This window comes from Paenibacillus sp. FSL R5-0912 (assembly GCF_000758605.1).
Lineage (GTDB): Bacteria > Bacillota > Bacilli > Paenibacillales > Paenibacillaceae > Paenibacillus_AQ.
In genome coordinates this window covers 7,226,598-7,245,861 of record NZ_CP009282.1, presented here as the reverse complement: position 1 = coordinate 7,245,861, position 19,264 = coordinate 7,226,598, and the positions used below count along the sequence as shown (strand labels likewise).

The 19,264-nt window shown below is 52.9% G+C and carries 16 protein-coding genes; 11 read left to right on the top strand and 5 right to left on the bottom strand.

The window, feature by feature from the left end:
- The first annotated feature begins 1 nt into the window (after position 1).
- Positions 2–1,069 carry a sensor histidine kinase gene (locus R50912_RS30775; protein WP_042240362.1) on the top strand — a complete coding sequence of 356 codons (1,068 nt, stop codon included), beginning with the start codon at positions 2–4 and terminating at the stop codon, positions 1,067–1,069.
- Here the strand turns inward: R50912_RS30775 and R50912_RS30770 are convergent.
- The 3 genes from R50912_RS30770 to R50912_RS30760 all read right to left on the bottom strand — a co-directional run bounded on the left by R50912_RS30770 (position 1,062) and on the right by R50912_RS30760 (position 4,021).
- A complete protein-coding gene (locus R50912_RS30770) occupies positions 1,062–1,805 on the bottom strand; it encodes an SDR family oxidoreductase (RefSeq protein WP_042140276.1) in 744 nt (247 codons plus the stop codon). The two genes, R50912_RS30775 and R50912_RS30770, sit on opposite strands and share 8 nt — an antisense overlap.
- Before the next feature lie 19 nt (positions 1,806–1,824).
- Positions 1,825–2,424, bottom strand: coding sequence for a TetR/AcrR family transcriptional regulator (locus R50912_RS30765; RefSeq protein ID WP_042240360.1), 600 nt, complete (start codon positions 2,422–2,424; stop codon positions 1,825–1,827).
- 109 nt (positions 2,425–2,533) lie between these two features.
- On the bottom strand, positions 2,534–4,021 hold the full coding sequence (locus R50912_RS30760) for an aminotransferase-like domain-containing protein (protein WP_042243691.1): 1,488 nt from the start codon (positions 4,019–4,021) through the stop codon (positions 2,534–2,536).
- A gap of 331 nt (positions 4,022–4,352) precedes the next feature.
- Here R50912_RS30760 and R50912_RS30755 point away from each other — a divergent pair, with 331 nt between their 5' ends.
- From R50912_RS30755 to R50912_RS30740, 4 genes are all read left to right on the top strand, one after another.
- Positions 4,353–4,964 (top strand): LysE/ArgO family amino acid transporter, encoded by a 612-nt coding sequence (locus R50912_RS30755; protein ID WP_042243688.1) that lies wholly within the window; start codon positions 4,353–4,355, stop codon positions 4,962–4,964.
- A 176-nt stretch (positions 4,965–5,140) separates the two neighbouring features.
- Positions 5,141–6,532, top strand: coding sequence for a helix-turn-helix transcriptional regulator (locus R50912_RS30750; RefSeq protein ID WP_197073003.1), 1,392 nt, complete (start codon positions 5,141–5,143; stop codon positions 6,530–6,532).
- A gap of 287 nt (positions 6,533–6,819) precedes the next feature.
- A complete protein-coding gene (locus R50912_RS30745; RefSeq protein WP_042240357.1) occupies positions 6,820–6,999 on the top strand; it encodes an aspartyl-phosphate phosphatase Spo0E family protein in 180 nt (59 codons plus the stop codon).
- Between the two features lie 85 nt (positions 7,000–7,084).
- Entirely contained in the window at positions 7,085–8,407 is a 1,323-nt protein-coding gene (locus R50912_RS30740) for a helix-turn-helix domain-containing protein (RefSeq protein WP_052416772.1), read from the top strand.
- Between the two features lie 104 nt (positions 8,408–8,511).
- On the opposite strand, the gene moaA is transcribed toward R50912_RS30740, so the two are convergent.
- Positions 8,512–9,513, bottom strand: a complete 1,002-nt coding sequence (gene moaA, locus R50912_RS30735) for a GTP 3',8-cyclase MoaA (RefSeq protein ID WP_042240355.1) — start codon at positions 9,511–9,513, stop codon at positions 8,512–8,514.
- A gap of 384 nt (positions 9,514–9,897) precedes the next feature.
- On the opposite strand from moaA, the gene R50912_RS30730 reads away from it, so the two are divergent.
- Together R50912_RS30730 and cls are read left to right on the top strand one after the other, a co-directional pair.
- Positions 9,898–10,593: a TorD/DmsD family molecular chaperone gene (locus tag R50912_RS30730; RefSeq protein WP_042240353.1), complete on the top strand. Its 696-nt coding sequence runs from the start codon at positions 9,898–9,900 to the stop codon at positions 10,591–10,593.
- Positions 10,594–10,797: 204 nt separating this feature from the next.
- Positions 10,798–12,306, top strand: coding sequence for a cardiolipin synthase (cls, locus tag R50912_RS30725; RefSeq protein WP_042240349.1), 1,509 nt, complete (start codon positions 10,798–10,800; stop codon positions 12,304–12,306).
- 70 nt (positions 12,307–12,376) lie between these two features.
- Here cls and R50912_RS30720 read toward each other — a convergent pair whose 3' ends face one another.
- Positions 12,377–13,918 (bottom strand): phospholipase D family protein, encoded by a 1,542-nt coding sequence (locus R50912_RS30720; RefSeq protein WP_081956728.1) that lies wholly within the window; start codon positions 13,916–13,918, stop codon positions 12,377–12,379.
- 282 nt (positions 13,919–14,200) lie between these two features.
- Here R50912_RS30720 and R50912_RS30715 point away from each other — a divergent pair, with 282 nt between their 5' ends.
- The 4 genes from R50912_RS30715 (at position 14,201) to R50912_RS30700 (ending at position 19,263) form a co-directional block, all read left to right on the top strand.
- Positions 14,201–15,130: a MerR family transcriptional regulator gene (locus tag R50912_RS30715; RefSeq protein ID WP_231637740.1), complete on the top strand. Its 930-nt coding sequence runs from the start codon at positions 14,201–14,203 to the stop codon at positions 15,128–15,130.
- Between the two features lie 209 nt (positions 15,131–15,339).
- Positions 15,340–16,896 (top strand): phytoene desaturase family protein, encoded by a 1,557-nt coding sequence (locus R50912_RS30710; RefSeq protein ID WP_052416771.1) that lies wholly within the window; start codon positions 15,340–15,342, stop codon positions 16,894–16,896.
- A complete protein-coding gene (locus R50912_RS30705) occupies positions 16,893–18,413 on the top strand; it encodes a phytoene desaturase family protein (RefSeq protein ID WP_042240341.1) in 1,521 nt (506 codons plus the stop codon). The genes R50912_RS30710 and R50912_RS30705 overlap by 4 nt, the downstream gene beginning before the upstream one ends.
- Positions 18,406–19,263: a phytoene/squalene synthase family protein gene (locus tag R50912_RS30700; RefSeq protein WP_042240338.1), complete on the top strand. Its 858-nt coding sequence runs from the start codon at positions 18,406–18,408 to the stop codon at positions 19,261–19,263. Before R50912_RS30705 ends, R50912_RS30700 begins: the two co-directional genes overlap by 8 nt.
- The last annotated feature ends 1 nt before the right edge of the window (position 19,264 follow it).

Sequence of the window (19,264 nt, the reverse complement as noted above, 5' to 3'; positions counted from 1 at the left end):
CATGCTGAGCAGGATTAAGAAAGTATGGAAGATAATCAATGTGATTGCGCCTATAGCCGGCATATTGGCGATGCTCTTTATCTCCTGGAACGGAAGCTATTTCGGCTCAAGGCTGCTGGTCCGGCATTTCGGCTGGTCCTTCTCCGAATACGGGTATCATCTGTTTATTATGGGCATGCAGGTGATTATCTTCTTCTGCGTGGCTGGCGCCATCGCTTTCGCTACCCGCGGGCAGGACCAGAGATTCTATGTGCCGATCCTGACGGCGATGCGGCAGATTTCCAAAGGTGATTTCAAAATCGAACTGGAGAACAGCAGACAGTACAGGCAGTTTGGCGGTATTGTGGAGGGGATTAACGAAATGGCTAACGAGCTTAGCCGGATGGAGACGTTGCGCCAGGATTTCATCTCTAACGTATCGCATGAGATCCAGTCGCCGCTGACCTCCATCCGCGGGTTCGCTGCAGCCCTGCAGGATGACAGCCTCAGTACTGAGAGCAGGAAGCATTACCTGGATATCATTGAAGCGGAGAGCCGCCGCTTGTCCGGCCTGAGCGACAATCTGCTGAAGCTGTCGGCACTGGAGGCAGAGAGCTTCCCGTTCGAGCGGAAGCCCTACAGGCTGGATAAGCAGCTGCAGGAGATGATCCTGGCCTCAGAGCCGCAGTGGCTGGGCAAGGATATTGAGGTAGAGGCAGATCTTGCAGAAACCACCGTGGTTGCGGTAAAAGACCTGCTCAGCCAGGTGTGGACCAACCTGCTGCATAACAGCATCAAGTTCACCCCGCAGGGCGGACGGATTACCGTCTCCTTGCGTATCTCAGAGGAGTGGATTGAAGTGGAGGTGAAGGACAGCGGAATCGGCATTGCCGAAGAGGAGCTGCCGCGGATCTTCGAACGCTTCTATAAAGTGGACAAATCCAGAAGCGTCTGCGGGGGCGGCGGAAGCGGGCTGGGACTGCCGCTGGTGAAGAAAATTGTTGAACTTCACGAAGGCAGCATACAGATAACAAGCCGTCCCGGTGAGGGGACGGCTTCAGTCGTACGTATACCTCTGCAAGTCAGATGAATCCGCCATTGACGCGGAGGGTCTGGCCGGTAATCCACCCGGAGTCTTCTCCGGCCAGGAAGCTGACCACGCCGGCAATATCCTCCGGCTGGCCCAGACGTCCGAAGGCATTGCCCTTCTTCAGCCCTTCCAGTACGGCCTCTGATTTGCCCTCCAGGAACAATTCTGTGGCTACTGGTCCTGGTGCCACCGCATTGATGGTGATGCCTTTGCTGCCGAATTCCTTGGCAAGCTGGCGGGTGAATTGCTCAACCGCACCTTTGGTGCCGGCATAAATACTGTAGGCCGGGAACATCTGGCCGTTGACGGAAGTGGAGAAATTAATAATCCGCCCGCCCTGTTCGAGGTGATAGAAGGCCTGCTGGCAGGAGAAGTAGGTGCCCTTGACGTTGATGGCGAACTGCTTGTCGAATTGCTCTTCGGTAGCTTCTCCGATCAGGGAATTCATCATAATCCCCGCATTGTTGACCACGATATCGATCTTTCCATAGAGCGCCTTGGTCTCCTTGAACAGCTGTTCAATCTGGGCAGGCTTGCTGATGTCTGCCTGCAGGGCTGCGGCTGTTCCGCCGCCCGCCCGAATGGCCGTTACTACGTCATCTGCCTGGGCGGGACTGCTCGAATAGTTGATGATAACGGAAGCCCCCTGCTCCGCCAGCCGCTCAGCGACACTCCGCCCGATTCCTCTTGATGATCCGGTAACAATAGCCACCTTGCCTTGTAATGGTTGTGTCATTAGTAGTTCCTCCTTGAATTTAATGTACGGATAATCCTCTTTCCAGCAGCGCCCAGAGCTGGGTGAACTCCTGCATGATGCCCGGGCTGCGCCACTCATAGGCGTGCGCCGGATGGTGAAAGCGTGCGGTGCCATAGAGGACTGAACGTGCCTGTACCGCCGCCGGGATACTCCGTGATATAAGACCTTGTTCCATGCCCTGGGCAATGAGAAGGTCAATGTGATCGAGAAGCTTCCGGATATGGACTTCAACAAGCGCTGCCGATTCTTCAGTGACGGCTGCATACATTTTGAACATCTCGCTGTCCTGTGCGGCATAATGCTGCTTAAGCTCTACGAGCTTAGCGATATAATCTCCAAGCTGCCCCAAGGCATTATCTGCAGGCATTCCGGCAATTTCGCTTAGGGGAGCCACAATCATCTCCTCCAGCCAGCGTTCCGTCACCGCCTCCCGCAATGCAGCTTTGCTGGGGAAATGCCGGTACAGGGTTCCGTGGCTCACGCCCAGCAGCTTGGCTACATCAGTGACAGAAGCCTTGTCCGGCCCGTATTTGCGCAGGGTTTGTTCAGCGGCATTAAGGATTTCTGTTTTGCTCAAAAAAGAGCTTAATTTATTCACGGGTAACTTCCCCTTCCTGTGCAAGAAGCATAACATAGGGCATGACAAATGACAAATATCTATTATTGTCATTTGTCATGCCCTATTTGTTATCCGCTATTCGTGTGATTCATGGAGCTTGCCTGAGTAGATTTGCCAGCAGGGCGATTCCGCGTTCCAATTCTGCCGGAGAAGCATAAGCGTAAGACAGTCGGAGATGCCCGCGGTCACTACGGTCGTACAGATCGCCTGTATTCAGCAGCAATCCGGCGCGCAGGGCTGCAGTGAACAGCTTGCGCGGAGGCACAGGATGCAGGAGGGACAGCCAGATGTAGAATCCGCCTGCCGGTACATTCCAGGTTGCTAGTCCAGCGCAATGAAGCTGCAGCAGCTCCAGTACAAGATCACGGCGCTCCCGGAGTCTGCCGCGCAGCACCTGCAGATGCTCCTCATGATAGCCGTTCTCAAGCCAACTGGCGGCAGCCAGCTGTGACAGGGAGCTTGCGCCGTAATCGCTCTGCATTTTGATGTCGGCCAGCCGCCGGACTACCGGCTCCGGGCCGACAATCCAGCCGATGCGCAGGCCGGGGCTGGCTGCTTTGGACAGGGTACCCAGATGCAGCACCCTTCCCTCACGGTCCAGCGCCTTCAGCGGCAGTGGAGGCGGTGCATCTAGCCACAGCTCCTGATAGGCGCCATCCTCGAGAATAGGCAGCCCAAGGCTGCCTGTGACCTGCATAAGCTCCCGGCGCCGCCCGGCATCCATCAGAATCCCGGTAGGGTTATGAAAGGAAGGGATACTGTAGAGCATCGCCGCCTTGCTGCGGACAGCCTCAGCTGTAAGATACTCCGGGATCAGGCCGCGTCCGTCCATGGGCAGCCCGCTGAATTTCACGCCGGCAGACTGAAAGGCATGAATCGAATACAGATAGGAAGGCTTCTCCAGCAGGACCGATGAGCCGCGCGGCAGAAGGCCTAGAGCAATAAGCTGGAGTCCCTGAAGTGCCCCGGAGGTGATAAGAATGGAGGCGGGGTCGGCTGCAATGCCGCTTCGGGCCAGCATCCGGCTGACCGCAGCCCGCAGCGCCGGATTGCCGAGCGGTTCCTCATAAGAGAGCGGTGGAAGAATCCGCTGCGAGAGTCCGGCCAGCACCCGGTTCATCGCTGCGCCGGGCAACAGCTCCGGCGCAGGCTCGCCGGTTCCGAGGCGGATCAGACCCGGCTCATATTCGAGCCGGTTGATATCCTGTACGGTAGGCAGGTTGGGATAGTGAATCCCCTCCTCCACATAATCATTCCAGTTGCCCCGGCGCTCCGGTTCTGCCGGAGCTGTGACCATGTTGGATTCACCGGCGGGCCGGATGCCGGAACGTGCATCCGCTACTACTACGGTACCTCCGCCGCGTCTGCCCTCAATCAGGCCCAGTGCTGTCAGCTGGCCCAGCGCCGTGACCACCGTGCTGCGGTTAACACCGAGCATGCGGCAGAGCTCACGCTGCGGAGCCAGCCGCATGCCGGGAGGCCAGGCCCCGCTGCTGATCTTGGCGAGGAAGTAGGCGGATATCTGACTATGAAGCGGCAGCGGGGAAGCCGGGTCCGGCTTCCATGTGCCTTGCAGGACAGAGAGTGAGCCGTCCGGCTCCTTTTCAAGAGCGGCAGGTGCGGGAGCTTCAGGATGACCGGAAGGACCGGCAGCGCTTACCTCTGGATGATCTGGCGGATGCTGATGTGTCAAGGGACCGGCTCCTCTTTTGTGGTTTCTTTTCTTGAGTGTACCATGGTTCATAGTCGTCTATTAAGCTTGGCTGGGTATGAGACGGACAACTTGGATGGTTACGGCAGCCTCTGCACCAGAGTACGATCAGAATGCGTTAACCGGGAAGAAGCAAGAAGCTGTGGAGGCTTGTCCATCCGGCAGCATCACAGTTTATATGAAGGAGGAAGAAGTTGTGACGGAAGCCATTGTACATGGAATCATTCTGGCCTTCGGGCTTATTCTGCCGCTGGGCGTGCAGAATATATTCGTATTCAATCAAGGGGCACAGCACGCGAGATTCCGCAGTGTGCTGCCTGTAGTTCTGACGGCAGCGGCATGCGATACGCTGCTTATAACCGCTGCAGTAGGCGGTATTTCTCTGGTCATTCTATCGCTGCACTGGGTCACACCCCTTATCTATAGTGCGGGAATCCTGTTTCTCTGCTTCATGGGCTGGAGAATCTGGCGCTCTGCTCCGGCGCAGGAAGAGTCGGGGCGCCTCTCTCCGAAGGGTCAGATGCTGTATGCACTGTCCGTTTCCCTCTTGAATCCGCATGCGCTGCTGGATACGGTGGGCGTCATCGGTACGAGCTCGCTGCAGTATGACGGTATGGTGCGCTGGGCTTTCGCGGCGGCTACGGTAGCTGTCTCCTGGATCTGGTTCCTGGGTCTTGCCGCTGCGGGCCGCCTGCTCGGCAGGATGGATGCCTCCGGTAAAGTGATTAAGAGGCTGAATGCCGCTTCAGCATTATTGATCTGGGCGATCGCCGCCTACATGGGAATACAGCTGTGGAGGAGCTTTTAACGCCAATTTAGCCCTGCAGAGCCCGATTTGGTAACCAGATTGCCAAACTGTTTCGAAAACTTCACACATTCATAATTTATCTGAATCTAGTCTATTGACCATTGGATTATAATCGCCTACTATACAGATATAAACATAAAATTCTAAATTATGGGATTTGGAAAGGTGGTGTTTCCTTGGAGCCTGCAGCCACGATTCGAGATCAGCTAGTGGACTATTTATCAAAACATGAGCTGTCCATCAATCATTTTGCCATAAGATCCGGCATTAATTCCGGGACATTAAGCCGGATTATTAATGGTCATCAGCCGATTGCCATGAGCCATCTTGAGTTAATTACTGCAGGGATGGGGGTATGCGAGGACTACTTTTACAGTTTATATGTAGATGAATGCTTCTATCATTCGGCACCAACCTGGCGGCGGCTTCGGCCTTTTATTGTAAAGTGTGCAGAGCTTGGGCGCATGGACTGTATCGAGCTGCTGGTGCATAATCTGCTTGATAATCTGACCTATGTTCCCATGTTGTTTGAAGTAGCGGAAGGATTGTTTCAGCAGGGGCATTGGCCGGGGGCGGCACTGCTTTACGAGAATGTAAGCGCCAGCGAGAAATATCAGTACTCCGAACGGCTGGCTATGTGCCAATACCGCCTGTTCCAGATTGCACTTGGAGATGATCAGAGCACGAACCTGCGGGCTGCTACTCTGTTTGAGAGCTACTTCCCGCGCCTGAATGAGGCGGATCAGCTGGATGCGCTGAAAGATTTGATGCATGTCTACTATACAATGCAATTATGGAATAAAGTAAATGAGCTTGCTCTTGAATTACTACGGATTGCTACAATTCAATATGATCTTTATTGTCGCTCGAAACATAAAGAGACGGTGAAGAGCGGAGAAAGACCTTTTTGCTTTTATATATTGTATGCCCATCTAATGCGTTCAAATGTATACGAGGAATATGGAGACTACAAAATGGCTCTTGAACTTGTACCTTTATATTCGGACGTAAATTGGATACATGAAGAAAGTGAGGAGGCGAAGAGGACTGTAGCGCAATTCCAGGAATGGGGCAAGGCTAATACTTATTTGTACCGCTTACTGGCTGGGCAGCTAGAGGTGTTAGCTGAATATGTTAACTATATTTCCTCGCAACAAGGGGAGATCTTCACAGCTTTATTTTATATCGTAAAATCTGCAAATCTGTATAACTGGAATGTAGATTCTATTTTAGAACGTTTCTCTGATTACATGCCCTATAGGATACATCTCAATGAGTTCGGAATGTACAATCAGCAGATTAAGGCTGACCAACATGCCAGATTTCTTGTTGAACTGGGAGTCTATTATCTGCGAAATAAGCGAAGTGAAGGCATTGGATATATCCTAAAAGGTTTAGAATCATCTTCTAAACTTAAGAATGAGAGCATGATCTTCAAATGTGTTGATCTATTCGAGCAGAACAGGCATATTGCTGGAGAAGATGAGCAGAGGCAATACAAAATCCTAATCAGAGAGGTGCGGGATGCAAATGAAAAGAAAACTCCTATTATTGCTAGCCTCATGTAGTATTGTTGTACTGATTGCTATTCCTGAAGCACAGATAGTTGGCGAACCTGTACAACAACAACTGATTCAAACAATGGGACATGGCACGGGCGCCTAGAATCAGCGTCTGCAGTTATACAGTATCGTCTTCGGCGTCTTCTGCTAATGCAGGGACGTCTTTTTTATGGACAATTCCAATTTCGCCAGAGCTTTGTTAATATATTAACTTTTACAGATAATGCAATCAGTCCAATATTTTGTATTTTTACATAAAAATCTATAATATTTCATAAGGAGGCGGGATTTCCATGTATAGTCCGGCAAGTGTCAGAATTCGTATTGAGAGAGCTAGAAGCAAGCTTCATAAGTTGCAAGTCCAATATGGCGGTTTATGTCATCCTGAGGTACTACGGCAATCTGTAGTGCTGGATGAGCTGCTTAATTCTTATGATCATACCTACCGGATGAAGAAAAGGCCGCCTGCTTAGCAGTAACTTAAGAGATGAATTGAAACAACAGATAAGTTAGATCTAACATTCTATGGATAAGCGTGTGAAAAGGGTGATAAATACTGTGGAGCATACAGTCAAAATCCGGGACGAAATAGCAGCGTATCTCTTCAAGCATAACCTGTCCATTAATCAGTTTGCTATCATCAGCGGGATACATTCCGGTACACTCAGCCGGGTGATGAAGGGTCAGCAGGCTTTGGCGATGAATCATCTGATCCGTGTTACACGCGGGATGGGGCTTCCCGAGGACTACTTTTACAGTAAGTATGTAGATGAATGTCTGTATGATTCGGCACCAACCTGGCGGCGCCTGCGGCCATTCCTGCTGCAATGTGCGGCGCTGTCACGTCTGGACTGTATTGAGCGGATTATACAGAATTTGCTTGATAATCTGCTCTATGTACCGCTGCTCTTTGAAGTGGCCGAGGAGTTATTCGAGCAAAAGAACTGGCAAGCAGCCTCATTAATCTATGAAAATGTGGGCGCCAGCGAGAAATACCAGCATTCCGAGCGTCTGGCGCTCTGCCAATATCGGTTGTTTCTGATTAATCTGGGAGACGATCCGCACAATAATTTGATAGCAGCTACCTTGTGTGAGGGCTATGTGGGCAGGTTGGATGAGGTCAATCAGCTGGATGCGTTGAAACAGCTGGCCGATACGTATGCCTCACTTCATAAGTGGCAGAAGGTGGGCGAGCTGGCGGAGGAAATGCTCAGGATTGCTTCTCATCTGTACGAGCTGCATAGAATATCAGGCCGTATGCCAAATAATGGACAAGAACATAAAAGACCGTTGTACGCATATATTTTATACGCCCAGCTACTTCGTGCCTATGTATTAGAGCAGTACGGGGAATATAAATCTGCGCTGGAGATTATACCCTTATATATGGATGGAAGCTGGATACGGGAAGACACTGAGGAAGCAAGGCGGATAATCGCCCAATACCAGGAATGGGGAACGGCTAATACCTATCTCTACCGCTTGATGGACGGACAAATCGAAGTGCTGGATGAGTACGTGGAATACATTTCTACCCGGGAAAATGAGATCTTTACGGCACTATTCAAAATTATTGAATCGGCCAACCGTTATAATTGGGATGTGGATCATATCCTGCACAGATTCGCCAATTATATCCCTTACCGCAATTATTCCAGCGTCTTTGGTGAACGCAATATATTGATGCTGAAAGACAGCCATGCCCAGTTCCGCCGCGAGCTGGCGAACTATTATCTGGCCCGCAGACGTTATAAAGGCGGTGACGTAATCATGCAGGGCGTGGACCTGTCCGCCAAAATAGACTGTGAACGTAATGTGATCCGGGGAACTATATCCGTGGATTTTGAGATATCGATTTCGGATATCACTAAACTCGGCTGAGGATTCAGGAATGGCATTCCCTTTGTATATTCATGCAAAACGGCTGAGAGCCCCTCCAGGGAATCTCAGCCGTTTATTTGTTCAACCGGTAATGCCGCCTGCGGTTAGCCGCCGATCTGTGACATGCGGCGTGCGGTAGGCGTATGGCTCTGCGCTTTACGCTCTAGGGCCAGCGCCATTTCGTGATTATGCGGCTTGTTGCCGAGCGCCTGGCGGACAAGAGCCTGCACCGCAGCAGGATCACTTATCAGTGGCCGCACATTATATTCATCCTCCCAGTAAAGGCAGGCTTTGATGTTGCCGTCGGCCGTGAGGCGCAGCCGGTTGCAGTTATCGCAGAAGTGCTCGCTTACCGGATGAATCAGTCCGAAGGTTCCTTTCGCCCCGGTGACACGCCGGTTCTGGGAGGGGCCATTTCCGGAAGGCATATCGGCCTCCTCGGTAGTCCAGCCTGCTTCATTGCAGGCTTCTACTACCGTTTCGAGCGGGAGATAGGTCTGCCGCCAGGCATCGCTTGCACTGCCAATTGGCATATATTCGATGAACCGTACATTCAGCGGGCTGTTCAGCGTCAGGGCGATGAAATCCTTGATCTCATCATCATTAATGCCTTTCATCAGCACAACATTCAGCTTGATCGGTGACAGGCCGGCCGCTTCGGCGGCTTCAATCCCCTTCAGCACTTTGGCGACATCGCCGCCGCGGGTGATCATGGAGAACCGGTCCTGGCGGAGGGAGTCCAGGCTGATGTTCACCCGTGACAAGCCTGCCTGCTTCAGGGCAGCGGCTTTGGCGGGAAGCATCAGACCATTCGTAGTCAACGATATATCTTCAATACCGGGTATAGCGGAGATCATGGATACCAGCTTCTCCAGATCCCTACGGACCAGCGGTTCTCCGCCGGTCAGCCGGACCTTCCGCAGGCCCAGCGGCGCAATTGCTTCCACTACAGCGGTAATTTCCTCATAACTCATAATCTCGTCCTGCGGCTGGAATTGCATTCCTTCCGCAGGCATACAATAAATACAGCGCAGGTTGCAGCGGTCTGTAACCGAAATGCGGATGTAATCATGTATCCGTCCAAAAGGATCGGTCAGCGGCTCCATGGCACTACTCCTTCACCTGTTCAGTTTTATTTTAAATTTTAAAGACTTCATTCCTCTGCGTCAATGTCTAACGCTTCAGCTGGCTCAATTCGCAATTATGGAAGAGGAGGGAATGCATACAGCATAAGAAACGGACAACCTAAATAATATGTGACGGAAGAGGAAAGGCGCAGCCTAATTTTGACAAAAGTACGACAATTTCAAGGAATGGTCATAGAATGCTCACCGAAAGCGCTTAACAATTTCGATATAATTTAGGTGCGGAAGATTCAAACTTTATAACCTTTCACTTTTGCGAAGAACACAGCTATGATACCGGAAGGTTCAGGCGGCGACCTCCAGGAAGCCCCGGCGTCCGGCAAACCAATAGGGAGGATTTGCAAAATGACTATACCTACAGTTCCATCACTTGTCGTGCCGGAGGTTTTTAGCCGCTGGCTGGAGAGTCGGGGATTAATATATCAGCTTCTGGTTGATTTCTACGGAAGAAAACCATCGCTCTCACTGGTCGCCCAGTGGAGCCGCAACCGTGAGATGAGCATCGCTGCAGAGATGACCGAAGGCGGACGTGAACTGAAGCGTTACCTGTGCAGCCAGGAGCCAGCAATGCTGCCGGCCATCTGTGAGCAAGAGAAGCTCGAATATAAGCGGCTGATGAATGAGCGTGCTGCCAGTACCCTTGTGGCCCGGGAAGCTGCCCAGTTAGGCCGTGAAGAAGAATTCTGTAACGTACTTTCCGATGTATATGCTTCGGCAGGAATTGTGTTCAAGAAATGCAGCGGGGAAGCTGACGACCATATCGCCATTGAACTGGAATTCATGGCAGTCCTGCATGAACGGATGCTGTACAACAGCTTCTCCATCCGCAGTGCAATGGAGCTTCTGGAGATCCAGGAGAACTTCCTTGAAGATCATCTGCTGAAATGGACACCGCAGTTCTGTGAACGGCTGAACGCAGCGACTGACAGCCCGCTATATCTTGGACTCAGCCACATGCTGGAGGAATTCCTGCCGCAGGATCTGCATATGCTGCGCGCCTGGAAGGCTTCGCTGGAGAGCAGCGCGGCGGAAATGGTCTAAACAGCTGAATAATTAAGGCGTCCTTCCGAAGTGGAAGGGCGCCTTATTTGTTGTTGCTACAGGTTCAGCTTCCTGCCAAGAGGTTACAGTATTGTTGCAATTCAAGTTTCGTATAGGATTCCAGTAGGAAGAAACGGTGTCTTCATGTAATATATAAATGTGTCAGTTTAGTGATGAATGGTAGAACGAGAAGGTAGGTTGCGTATGAGAAGAGGACTGCAGGCTTTAGTCATCATAGGGGCTATGCTGGCTTTTTATTACTTTGGGTTTGGTATTTTTGGAAGTACGGCCGGAACGATCATCAGTATTTTTTCCACATTGACGGTTATCTCTATCGGGCTGGGTATCTTCATGGAGAACCGTAACCCTTCTACCACAATGTCCTGGATTCTGCTGCTGGCCTTAATTCCGGTGCTTGGACTTGTTTTCTATTTTCTGTTCGGACAGAATGTGTTCAAACGGCGCAAATATGATAAGAAGGCCCAGCGCGACCTGATGGCCTATGAACGGATTGAGAATGACGCGCTGCGAATGCACCAGGATTGGTCGGTGTTCAGTCCAGGACGCCAGAAGCTGCTGGGATTGTCGCAGAGACTGGGGCGTACGCCGATTTCCTTCAGTTCGGAGACGCGTATCCTGACCAACGGTGAAGAAACCTTCGGGACCCTGCTGCTCGAGCTGCGTCAGGCCCAGCACCATATCCATATGGAATACTATATTTTCCGGGCGGATCATATTGGGACACGCATACAGCAGATTCTGATCGAGAAAGCCCGGGCGGGCGTAGCTGTCCGGTTTATGTATGATGCTGTCGGAAGCATTCAGCTATCCAAGGCCTTCCTTAAGGAGCTCAGTGACGCCGGCGTTCAGGTAGCTGCCTATGGCAACTCGACCTCCTTTTTCTCCAGCCGGGTGAACTACCGGAATCACCGCAAAATTGTCGTCATCGATGGCGATGTCGGATTCATGGGCGGACTTAATGTTGGCGATGAATATTTGAGCCGCAGCAAGACTTACGGCTTTTGGCGGGATACGCATATGCTGCTGAGAGGTGAAGCGGTGCGGACAATGCAGATTATCTTCCTGCAGGACTGGATGCACACCACCGGTGAGAAAATATTGGAGCAGGATTATCTCTCTCCGCAGCTGCGCTTCACGACTGGCGACGGAGCGGTCCAGATTATTGCCAGCGGACCGGATAATGAACGGCGTGCACTCAAGAATATCTTCTTCTCCATGATTGCCTCGGCCGAAAAGTCGGTCTGGATCGCCAGCCCCTACTTCATCCCCGATGAGGATATTCTGACCGCGCTGCGTGTGGCGGCGATGTCGGGCCTGGATGTCCGTCTGCTGTTCCCGGCCAAGCCGGATAAGTGGATTCCATTCCTGGCTTCGCATTCCTACTTCCCGGCACTGCTGGAATCCGGGGTGAAGATCTATGAATATGAGAAGGGCTTCATCCACTCGAAGCTGCTGATTGCGGATGGGGAGATTGCTACCATCGGCACAGCCAACATGGATATGCGCAGCTTCCACTTGAACTTCGAGGTGAATGCGCTGCTGCTGCAGACCGAGAGTGTCTCGCGCATTGTCGCAGACTTCGAGCGTGACCTGCTGTCCACACGGCAGATTGTCCATGAGACCTTCATGGATAAAAGGCTGGTGGAGCGGCTGCTGGAATCGGCAGCCCGCCTGATGTCTCCGCTGCTGTAGCCAGGAGAATAGCTAAAAAGACCGTCGGAAGGAGCTGCTGCTCTCTCCGGCGGTCTTTTGTCTGGCATCATCAGAAGGTAGTGAGCCTGAGGCGGGTCTGCATCCGGTAGAGGAGATACTTAATCCACGTAATCTCACTCTGATATTCCTCCAGCGGCAGGCTGTACTCGGCTCCCTCGTTATTCCACAAACGGTTGAAGTAGCTCTCCATTTCAGCATATAGCGGCTGCCCCTGCGGCACGGATACCCAAAGGTTATTCTCCAGATTATAGTCATCCAGATTACGGGCCGTGAAATTCGTTGATCCGCCCAGAACGATGGAGTTGCCGGTCGCCTTGGCGATGAACAACAGCTTGCTGTGATACTGCTCCTTGCCCGTATTGTACCAGCGGATTGCGATATTCCCTTTAGACTTCCGGTTCAGCTCCATCGCAACCGGGCGGTTCGGGATACCGATCTTGTCCCGTCCGAAGGCATTCTGATTGGGATCCAGCAGCAGCCTTACTTCTGCGCCGCGTGCATCAGCTGCCAGCAGGGCATCAATAATTCCGTCGTCCGCCAGATAGAACATACCCATCCAGATGACATCCCCCTGCCCTGCTGCTTGGATATCATCCAGAGCGTACTTGTACACCTTGCCTTCGGTCAAATAGCGGACCTCGAGCTGCGGCTCCCCGGCGGGGAGGGCTTGCTGTTTGAAGTCCGGTGTCCTGCTCAGCAAAGGGCCCGCTCCCGAGAGGTTCGCGGCAGCCTGCTCACTCTGCAGAATGTCAGCCAGAATGGGACCCTGCACCTCCAAGGCAATGTTAGAGTGATAGGCGCTGGCGTCATGCACATTCCCCGAAGAGATCAGCGCGGTGTTCTCACTGAGCACCACTTTACGGTGATTGGCTTTGACATTGAGTAGCTTCAGATACGAACGCGCGGTAATATCGGGTCCTCCGCTGGCCATAAGATTCGGAATCCAGCCCTTGCCGGATTGTCCGAACCACTGAATGAAGGTCCGCCATACAGCGGAGTAGGCCGGGGTCGAGTCACGCAGCGTATCCACATCCGTCATAATAACCTTGATTCCGGCGGCTTTCATCTCTTCCAGCAGATGATTGGGCGCAGAGCTGTAATTCGTATTCACCTCATCGGTAATGAAGGCGATCTCCATCCCGGGATAGGCCGCTTTCTGGGCGATAAGCTTATCAGTAAGCTCCTGGCTGACTGCAGGGAACTGCTGGTCGGTGTGGGTATAGTCATTGAACAGGAACAGGTCGATTACGAGGAATTCTCTGGCTTCTCCAATAATCTGCAGAATTCTCGGGAGAATCTGTTCTTCCCTTGCTTCGGCCCCGTTGCTGTCCTGATAGGTCAAGTCGTGCCAGAAGGCCACATTCTCCACCTTATACGCAGGACTCTCCACGGAAATCCCGGGGGGCAGCGGTTTATGGGTCTGGTAGATCATTACCCCGGCAAGCCATACCAAAAGAAGGATGAAGGCAATCAGTATCTTGGAGCGGCGCAGCATAAACTGCGGTTTGCGCTTGCGGGGTGACGTAATCGCACCGGAAGCTATAATTAGCTGCGACTGTTCGGGCGTAATGGAGCGGCTGCCTTGATTCATGGGATGATCCTCCTGGGTGCTGCGGAGCCAGAGTCCGTAGGTCTTGGCGCCGGCATTGTAACTACCTATTAACGCCCGCTGAGGAGAAGTGAAGCAGTTGACTGCAAAATCATCTGAAAGATTTATTTTTGCTAAAGTCGCCGGATTTATACCGTATCGTTCCTGTAAAGCCGGGTTATACAAGTTCTAATGACATACAGCAGAAGCAAATGTATAATGAGTGTAAATAATTTGTATAAGGTTTGAATCTTCAGAAGTATTCAGTGTAAATAGGAAAAGAGCGTGAGATACATCGTGTATTCCATCAAACAGGTCGTCGAAATGCTCGATATTCCTTCTGTCACTCTGCGGGCGTGGGAGAACAGGTACCAGGCTGTTGTTCCGGAACGTACCGAATCGGGCTACAGGCTGTACAGCCAGGAGAATATCGCGGACCTTCGCTGGTTGAAGGAACAGACGGACAAGCAGGGCATCAGTATTTCCCATGCCGTGCGGATGCTGAAGATGCGTAAGCAGAAACATCTGGATGAACGTTTGAACGCGGCGGGCGGCGATCCCAGAGATGCTATTGACAAAATGAAGCAGCAGATCTATACAGCCTTGCATGAAATCCAGGGCGAGCGGGCGGATGCATTAATTGATTTCGGGTTCTCACTGTACGGCTATGAGACTATGGTATATCAGGTGCTTGTGCCGGTGCTGGTCAAGGTTGGCGACGCCTGGGAAGAAGGAACGGCAACGGTAGCCCAGGAGCATTATATGACGCATATGATCTCTAACCGGCTGTCCCAGTTCTTTCATGTATTCCCCGTTTATGCGCATTTGCCGAAGGTGCTCGCCTTTTGTCCCGCGGGAGAACATCATCAGATAGGGCTGCTGCTGTTCTCGCTTTTCCTGCGTAAGAACGGGGTTGAGGTCATTTATCTGGGGGCCAATACGCCGGAGGAAGGTGTTATGGATATGCTGGAGAAGCAAGGCCGGATCGGGGTGGTCTGCTTGTCCGTTACGGATGAAGAGCTTGTGCCGTACTGTGAAGATTTGCTTGGACGGCTCGGCAGCATGCACCCGGAGCTGCAATTTATTGTCGGCGGCAAAGGATATGGAACGGCCGGTCCAGAGGCCACCAGGGCGACCTATAAGATGGATGAGCCCCCTGAGCAGTGGCAAGCCTGGTTTGACCGGGAGTTTGCCCGAATGAAGCATAGAATATAGCTATTAGAACCGATCGGTCCCCTTTGGGAGCCGGCCGGTTTTTTTTTGCTTTTACAGGCTGCGCACTCTAATTATTGGAAGTCGGATTGCAGATATTTACATGACGCCGCAAAGTATGTATGATATTTGTAGCATGATTGTATAGTTTTTGTATAATGTTTGAAAAGAGTTATCTGCCTCAAGACAGACAGGTATAAGGAGGAAGGCGCTTGACTGGACCCAAACGTACCGCGAAAGTTGCAATAATAGGCGCTGGACCGGGCGGACTGGCTGCAGCTATGCTGCTGGCCGCCGAAGGCTACGCAGTGGATCTCTATGAGAAGCAGGATACAGTTGGCGGAAGATCGGGAGAGCTCAAGCTGGGCAGCTACCGTTTTGACAGGGGGGCTACCTTTTTGATGATGCCGCATCTGCTGGAGGAGCTGTTCGCCCTGGCAGGACGTTCCGTGCATGATTATGTGTCCTTGAAGCCGCTTGATCCGCTATATTCACTGCATTTCGGAGACACCATATTTACGCCTTCTACGGATCAGGAGCAGACTGCCGGAGAGATTGAGCGGCTGTTTCCCGGCAACGGGAGCGGCTACCGCCGGTTTATGGCCGATGAGGGCGACAAGCTGGAGAGAGTTATTCCCCTGCTGCAGCGTCCGTTTCAATCCCTGGGTGACTATTTGAAAAGAGATGTACTGCACGCGTTGCCTAAGCTGAACGCCGCAGATAACGTATACAACCGGCTGTCCCGGTATTTTGATGATGAACGTCTGCGGTTCTCGTTTACCTTTCAGGCCAAATATTTGGGGATGTCGCCCTGGGAATGTCCCGGTACGTTCACAATCCTGTCCTATATGGAGCACCGTTACGGCTTGTACCATCCGATAGGCGGAATTAACCGTGTCCTTCAGTCGATGTCTGAGGTGATTCAGGAATATGGCGGGCATGTGCACACCTCCAGCGGAGTGAAGCGCATAGTGGTCAAGAACGGGCATGCGGCAGGATTGCTGCTGGAGAACGGGGAGCGGGTGGAGGCGGATTACGTTGTGATCGGGGCCGACTTCGGCTCTGCGATGACGCAGCTGTTCGAGCCCGGCATTCTGAAGAAATACACCCCCCGCAAGGTTGCCCGGAAAAGATACTCCTGTTCAACAGCCATGCTCTATCTGGGTGTCGATGGAGAGGTGGAGCTGGGTCATCATTCGGTTCATTTCTCCGCCGATTACCGGCGTAATGTCGAAGAAATCACTAAGCTTGGGGTATTATCCGAAGACCCCTCCATATACGTCCATAATCCTTCGGTTATCGATAAGACGCTGGCGCCTCCGGGCAAGTCTTCACTCTATGTGCTGATGCCGGTGCCTAATCTGAGTGCAGAGATCAACTGGCAGCAGGAGAGTGCCGGGATCCAGGCCCGGATGATGGAGCGCCTGGAGCAGATTACCCAGCTTGCGGGAATAACCGGGCGGGTGGAAGAGAGCTTATTCTTCTCTCCGCTGGACTGGCAGAACAAGCTGAATGTATACAATGGCGCAACCTTTAATCTGGCCCATAATCTGGGGCAGATGATGCATTTGCGGCCGCACAACACCTTCGAGGAGGTGCGGGGCATCTGGCTGGTCGGAGGCGGAACCCATCCGGGCAGCGGCTTGCCGACGATCTTCGAGTCGGCCAAGATCAGTGCGCGGCTGCTGCGGGAGCATGACCAGGCCCAGCGGGGCAGCATCACCGTGCCAGCCGGCGCTCCCGGTGCGGGCGCAGGGGTTCCGCTATGAGCCGCGTAGCCGTTGTGGGCAGCGGGATCGGCGGGCTGACCGCAGCACTGCTGCTTACCCAGCAGGGGCATGAGGTTGTAATGTACGAGCGCGCAGAGCAGGTGGGCGGGCGCGTTGCCTTTGAAGAACAGGACGGCTACCGGATTGACCGCGGGCCTACCATTGTGCTGCTGCCGGAGATGCTTCTGGATATTCTGGAGGAAGGCGGGCTGCCGCGCGGAAGTCTGGAGCTGCTGCGCTGTGATCCGCTTTACCGGGTTCACTTCAGGAGCGGGCGCGTGCTGACCAAATTCGCGGGGGCCGCAGAGCAGGCAGAGGAGATTGACCGGCTTTATCCCGGAGAAGGGAAGGGCTTCCTGCGGTTTATGGAAGATATGTCACACTTGTATCCAAAGGGCAGGGCTTCGTTTCTGGAGAGAGGCTATAAGAACGGGCGCGAATTTTTCAGCCCGGCCAATGTGTCGCTGATGGTCCGTCTGCGGGCGTACCGAAGTCTGCGCTCTGCTGTCGGGCAATATTTCAGGAATGAGGAGCTAAGGGATGCCTTCTCCCTGCAGAGCCTGTATATCGGCGGAGCCCCCTTCCGCACACCGGGAATCTATACGATGCTTCCCTACGCGGAGCATGCCTTCGGCATCTGGATGCTGAAGGGGGGATATGGCACCCTGCCGCAGATCATTGCCCGGGAGCTGGAGGGCCGCGGAGTACAGATTCATACCAGTACAGAGGTTGATTCCCTGAGGGTAGAAGGCGGAAGATGCTGCGGGGTCGTCGTTCAAGGCAGGCAGATAACCTATGATGCCGTGCTGTACAACGGTGACTTCCCGCATATTGAGAAGCTTCTTCCATCCGGATTGTTCAAGCGGGACAAGAATCTAGCCGGAACTACAAATAAGACAAGCGGCGCTACTGATAAACCGATCCGGCACGGCAGCTTCACACCTTCCTCAGGCTGCCTGCTCATCTATGCAGCTGTATCCAAGCGCTGGCCGCAGTCTCAGGTTCACCAGTTCTTCTTGCCGGATAGTCTGGATAGCAGTCTCCATGAGGTGTTTGACCGCGGACGGATCCCAGCGGATTCCTCTTATTATGTGTTCAACCCGGTAGTGCTGGATGACAGTGCGGCTCCTCCCGGAGAAAGTATACTGTATTTCCTTGTCCCTGTTCCGGCAGCACCGGATAAAGATTGGAATGATATTGCCGAAGCACTGGCCGTCAAGGTGCTCTGGGATGCCGAGAAGCGCGGATTCCCGGGGCTAACCGCCAGTATAGTCTGGCGCAGGCTAAGAACGCCGGCGGATGCCCGTAAGGAAGGGATGTACGGAGGCGGAAGCTTCGGTATTGCCCCGATGTTAAGCCAATCCGGTGTATTCCGGCCCCAGCCGAAGCCTTATCCGCTCCAGGGCCTGTATGCCGCAGGAGCATCCGTCCATCCCGGCGGCGGTGTGCCAATTGTGATGCAGGGAGCCAAGCTGGCAGTTCAAGAGCTGATAAAGGAGATGAGCGGTCATGAATGAAAGGATATTGCAGCAATGTGAAGAACTGATGAAGAAAGGGTCTACTTCCTTTTATAAGGCTTTTAATTATCTGCCAAGTCCCAGACGTGAAGCTGTGCATGTTATTTATGCCTTCTGCCGGATTATTGATGACAGTGTGGATGAGCCCGACAGCTCGCCGTACAGTATTGATGAACTGAGGGCGCATTTCAGGGATCTGGAGGAAGCGGACGGACATTTCATCTGGCCGGCGCTGCGCTGGCTGTTCAGCTGCTTCCCGCAGCTTCAGCACGAGCCCTTTCACCTGCAGATGGAGGGCCAGGTCAGAGATCTCTCCTTCACCCGGTACGAAACGATGGAGCAGCTGAAGAGTTACTGCTATCTTGTAGCGGGGACCGTAGGGGAAATGCTGCTGCCTGTTCTGCGGGATGATCAGAATGAAGCGGCACGTGACGCAGGGATATCTCTGGGCATTGGCATGCAACTGGTGAATATCATCCGTGATGTAGGCGAGGACCTGCAGAGAGACCGGAGATATCTGCCGCTTGAGGTTATGGAGAGGCATGGTTACAGCCAGCAGGAGCTGGAAGCCGGAGAGGTTAATGAGCCATTTATCGCTGTGCTTCAGGAGCTCAGAGCGGAGGCACTGCACTGGTTTGAAAAGGGCCTGGAGAATGTGCATACGTATCCTTGGGAGAGCGGTATGGCAATTGAACTCGCTGCCGCCTTCTATGCCGCCATTCTTGATGCGGTAGAGGCTGACGGCTATGACGTATTCCACAAGCGGTCTTTTGTCAGCGATGAAGCCAAGCTCAAGCTGTTCCGGCGTACGGTAGTGCGCTATACCGGTATTGAAACCGTGGTGGTGTAAT